The sequence below is a fragment of the Mycobacterium sp. NAZ190054 genome, assembly GCF_001545925.1.
Taxonomy (GTDB): Bacteria; Actinomycetota; Actinomycetes; order Mycobacteriales; family Mycobacteriaceae; genus Mycobacterium.
This window is the reverse complement of record NZ_LMVQ01000302.1, coordinates 1-4348: the sequence shown is the minus strand read 5'-3', so window position 1 is coordinate 4348 and position 4348 is coordinate 1. Positions and strand designations below refer to the sequence as shown.

Here is a 4348-nt window from a genome sequence, read left to right as displayed (position 1 = left end):
CTTGGGGATGCCATGGACGCACAACGTACCGGCCCGCCCCGACACCCCCGCCGAAAGTTGGGATCGGTAGCGGGGGGCCGCGGATGAGCCCGCAACGGTTCGAGGAGTTGGTCGGCGACGCACTCGACCTGATCCCACCGCAGCTGGCGTCGGCCATCGACAACGTGGTCGTCCTCGTGGCCGACCGCAACGAGGACGAACCCGACCTGCTCGGCCTCTACGAGGGCGTCGCGCTGACCGAACGGGACTCCTGGTATGCCGCCGGATCGTTACCCGACGCCATCACCATCTACCGCGAGGCACTGCTGGACATCTGTGACAGCGAGGCGGAGGTGGTCGACGAGGTGGCCATCACCGTCATCCACGAGATCGCCCATCATTTCGGCATCGACGACGAGCGGCTGCACGAGCTCGGCTGGGCCTGACCCATTCGCGAAACAGCCGCGCGGCAACCCGGATCCGTCACCGGCGGGTGCTATGAACGGCACATGACCAATCAGTGCCGCGCCTGCCGCCTGGGGCTGGAGCACTGCCACGGGGCGCTCATCCATCACGCCTACCGCCGGCCCGAATGCACCGAGGACGACTGCGTCGCCGCCGACAGCGTTCACGAGATCCACCTCGACTGCGGCGCGGTCGGATGCGTCTGCGACGAGACGGCGGCGGTCTCAGCCCATCGGGTCGGTTGAGCCCGCCTCGACACTGCTCGTCACCGGCGCGTCGGGTACGAACGGCGGGGTCAACTTGCCCCACTGCACGCAGCTCCAGCGCCCGTCGGTGATCGGGGCCAGCACCACCGATTCGGTGTTGGCCAGATGGTGGTCGACGGCGAAGCGGCTGTCCACCCCGGACAGCACCGCGGACACCAGCCGGATCGCCGCGCCGTGGCTGACGACGACGATGTCGCCGTGCCAGGCCGCGTCGTCGAGATAGCGCATGCGCAGCTGGTCGAGCACCGGCACGTACCGGTCGAGCACCTGCTGAGCGGTCTCACCACCGGGCATCGCGAGGTCCAGTTCGCCCTCGTGCCAGCGCCGGTACACGGCGTTGAACTCGTCGTGTGCCGCCTCGTCGGTGCGGTCCTCCAGCTCGCCCACCTGCACCTCGTGCAGGCCCTCGAACGCCTGTCTGCCGTGCGCCGGCGCGGTGATCTCCGCGGCGATGTGATCGGCGGTCTGGACGGCCCGGACGGCGATCGAATGGGCGACCATCGCCGGCGGACGGTACAGCGTCCGGGCGAACGAGCGGGCCTGTTCGCGGCCGAGATCGGTGAGTTCGGCCCCGGGCGGCCTGGTGTCGAGCCGGCGCGCGACGTTGCTGTGGGTCTGGCCGTGCCGCACCAGCACCAGACGTCCGCTCACGACCCGCCCTCCCTGAGCCGGTTCAACCACGCCGTCGCGTCGTCCATCGGCGGCGGCGCGGCGCCGACCATCTCGCCCGTCGGCCACGACCCCAGGTAGCGCACGTCGGCGCAGCGGCGGTACAGCGCCCGCAACGCCTCGGCGACCGAGACGTCGTCGATGTGTCCGACGAAGTCGAGGAAGAATTTGTAGGTGCCCAGCTCGGTGCGGGTGGGCCGGGATTCGATGCTGGTCAGGTCGATGTCGCGGACGGCGAGTTCGGCCATCGCCGAGACCAGCGCGCCGGGGACGTTGGCCAGTTGCAGCACCACCGAGGTCCGGTCGGCGCCGGTGCGTTCCGGGGGCCGGCCCGGCCGGCCGGCCAGCACGAACCGGGTGCGGGCGTTGGGTTCGTCCACCACGCCGGCGGCCAGCGGGTCCAGGCTGTACCGTTCGGCGGCCAGCGCGGTGCTGACACCGGCGTCGGCACGGCCGGCGGCCACGTCCTGTGCGGCTGCGGCGTTCGAATTGGCAGGCACCACTTCGGCGTTCGGCAAATACTCGGCGAGCCAGTGCTTCACCTGCGCGGCGGCCACCGGGTATGCGGCGATGGTGCGCACGTCCCCGGCGACGGTCCCCGGGCGCACCGCGATCGTGAACGCCACGTCGAGGGTCAACTCGGCGAAGATCTGCAACGGGGTGCCGGCGGCCAGGCTGTCCATCGTGGGTATCACCGAGCCGTCGATCGAGTTCTCGATCGGCACGCACGCGTAGTGCGCGTCGCCGGAGCGCACCGCGGCCAGCGCGGCGGAGGTGCTGTCGGTGGCGATCCGGGTGACGGGCTCAGGGCCGGTGTCCGGCGTCGCGGACGGGATCAACCCGTTGGCTTCGATGGCGCGTAGCGCCGCCTCGGTGAATGTCCCCTCCGGGCCGAGGTATGCGATGCCGGGCACTGCACCACCCTATCGGTTGACCCGGTAATCCCATTCCGCTGCGCGAAGACCTTGCGCAGCCACCTCCCGGCTAGTTAAGTTAGCCTCACCTTACCAACCCGAGGAGGCGGCGATGGCAGCACCGGCAGTGACTTCAGCTCCCACAACCGCAGAGCGGATCCGCAGCGCATGCTCGCGGGCCGGCGGCGCGATGATCGCCGTCGAAGGCCTCGACCCCGTCACCACCCCGGTGCACCACCTGCTCGAGGACGGGTCGTTCGCGATCACCGTGCCCGTCGACGGCCCGCTGACCGCGACGGCCGTCTCGGCGGGCAGCGCCGGCATCCAGGCCGTCCTGGAGATGACGGACTACGCGCCGCTGCCGTTGCGCGAACCGGTGCGGTCGCTGGTCTGGATCCAGGGCGGGTTGCGCGACGTCCCCCTCGGCGAAGTCCCCGCGCTGCTGGATCTGATCGCCGCCTCGGACCCGAATCCCGCTCTGCTGCAGGTCACCTCGCGAGAGCAGAACCATGGCGCGCCCCGCGACGACACCCGGTACGCGCTGATGCGGCTGGAGATCGAGTCGGTCGTGGTCGCCGATTCGACCGGCGCGGAGTCCGTCGCGCTCGGCGCCTTGCTCGATGCCCGGCCGGATCCGTTCTGCGCCATGGAGTCCTGCTGGTTGCAGCACATGGAGTCCGCGCACCGCGACGTGGTCGACCGGCTCGCGACCCGGCTGCCCACCGCGCTGCGCCAGGGCCGCGTGCGGCCGCTGGGACTGGACCGCTACGGCGTGCAACTGCGTGTGGAGGGCGAGGACGGCGACCACGACGTGCGGTTGCCGTTCGCCCGTCCCGTCGACGACGTGACCGGCCTCAGCCAGGCCATCCGGGTCCTGATGGGGTGCCCGTTCCTCAACGGCCTGCGCGCCCGCGGCGCCTGAACCGCCCCGCGGTCCGGGGACCGCTACCGTGACTGCGGTGACTGCGACCGGCGAAGAACCCACCGACGCGCGGCGCCGCGCGCTGCGCATCGAGATCGGCGTCGTGCTGGCGGTCACCTTCGCGCTCAGCGGGTACACGGCGCTGCTCAGCCTGATCGAGAGTGTCCTGCTCGGGCTGGCCGGCCAGACCGTCGCACTCAACCCGAAGCGCTCGCCGTTCGACCTGATCGATCTCGGCTTGAACCTGGCCAGACTCTTCCAGCTGCTGGCCTGGGGTGCGCTCGCGGTGTACCTGCTGTGGCGCGGTGGGGACGGGCCGGCCCGCATCGGCCTGACCCCGATCCGGTGGCGTCCGGACATGCATGGCGGTGTCGGGCTGGCCCTGCTGATCGGCGTGCCCGGGCTGGCGCTCTACCAGATCGCCCGATTGCTGGGACTCAACGCGGCCGTCGAGCCCGCCGAACTCAACGACACCTGGTGGCGCATCCCGCTGCTGTTGTTGCTGTCCTTCGGCAACGGCTGGGCCGAGGAGGTCGTCGTGGTCGGGTTCCTGCTGACCCGGTTGCGCCAGCTGAACGTCGGTCCGTGGCCGGCGCTGGTGGTGTCCAGCCTGCTGCGCGGGGCCTATCACCTCTATCAGGGGTTCGGCGCGGGCCTGGGCAACATCGCGATGGGACTGGTGTTCGGCTACGTGTATCAGCGCACCGGGCGGCTGTGGCCGCTGATCGTCGCGCACACGCTGATCGACGCCGTCGCGTTCGTCGGGTATTCACTGCTCTACCACCGGCTCGACTGGCTGCTCTGACCGCGCGGGCTCACCGGCCGCGACCTTTTCTGCGCGTACATTCTTGTGGTGACCGACAAGCGGCCGCCGTTCCCCGGGCCGGTTCCGCCGCCGCCGCGGCGCGGAGCCCCGGGCCGTCGCGAGCCGTCACAGGTGATCCGCCGCGACCCGAACTTCCGTCCCGCGTGGCCACCCAACCCGCCGACCCCGGCGCGCAGACCGGCCCCGCCTCCTGCAGCGCGCCCAACGCCGTCAACGCGCCCGGCCCGGTGGACAGGAACAGCACGCCGACCTCACCGCCGGCCCTGGCGTACCCGTCGGCGCCGAACGCCGAGTTGTTCTCGACGCG

The 4348-nt window shown here is 71.1% G+C and carries 5 protein-coding genes and 2 pseudogenes; 4 read left to right on the top strand and 3 right to left on the bottom strand.

Annotated elements, in window-relative coordinates:
• Positions 1-83 precede the first annotated feature (83 nt).
• Both ASJ79_RS19660 and ASJ79_RS19655 read left to right on the top strand, forming a co-directional pair.
• Positions 84-492 (top strand): annotated as a pseudogene (locus ASJ79_RS19660) (metallopeptidase family protein).
• Positions 489-689, top strand: a complete 201-nt coding sequence (locus tag ASJ79_RS19655; RefSeq protein ID WP_067958790.1) for a hypothetical protein — start codon at positions 489-491, stop codon at positions 687-689. The pseudogene ASJ79_RS19660 and the gene ASJ79_RS19655 overlap by 4 nt, the downstream one beginning before the upstream one ends.
• On the opposite strand, the gene ASJ79_RS19650 is transcribed toward ASJ79_RS19655, so the two are convergent.
• Positions 669-1361: a histidine phosphatase family protein gene (locus tag ASJ79_RS19650; protein WP_067958788.1), complete on the bottom strand. Its 693-nt coding sequence runs from the start codon at positions 1359-1361 to the stop codon at positions 669-671. The genes ASJ79_RS19655 and ASJ79_RS19650 overlap by 21 nt on opposite strands.
• Positions 1358-2293 carry a prephenate dehydratase gene (pheA, locus tag ASJ79_RS19645; RefSeq protein WP_067958787.1) on the bottom strand — a complete coding sequence of 312 codons (936 nt, stop codon included), beginning with the start codon at positions 2291-2293 and terminating at the stop codon, positions 1358-1360. The genes ASJ79_RS19650 and pheA overlap by 4 nt, the downstream gene beginning before the upstream one ends.
• Before the next feature lie 112 nt (positions 2294-2405).
• Between pheA and ASJ79_RS19640 the strand changes: the two genes are divergently transcribed.
• Both ASJ79_RS19640 and ASJ79_RS19635 read left to right on the top strand, forming a co-directional pair.
• Complete coding sequence (locus tag ASJ79_RS19640; protein ID WP_067958783.1) at positions 2406-3215, top strand: DUF2470 domain-containing protein; 810 nt, start codon at positions 2406-2408, stop codon at positions 3213-3215.
• A 37-nt stretch (positions 3216-3252) separates the two neighbouring features.
• A complete protein-coding gene (locus ASJ79_RS19635; RefSeq protein WP_067958781.1) occupies positions 3253-4020 on the top strand; it encodes a CPBP family intramembrane glutamic endopeptidase in 768 nt (255 codons plus the stop codon).
• 205 nt (positions 4021-4225) lie between these two features.
• Here the strand turns inward: ASJ79_RS19635 and ASJ79_RS31280 are convergent.
• Positions 4226-4348 (bottom strand): annotated as a pseudogene (locus ASJ79_RS31280) (thiamine pyrophosphate-binding protein); the annotation flags it as partial.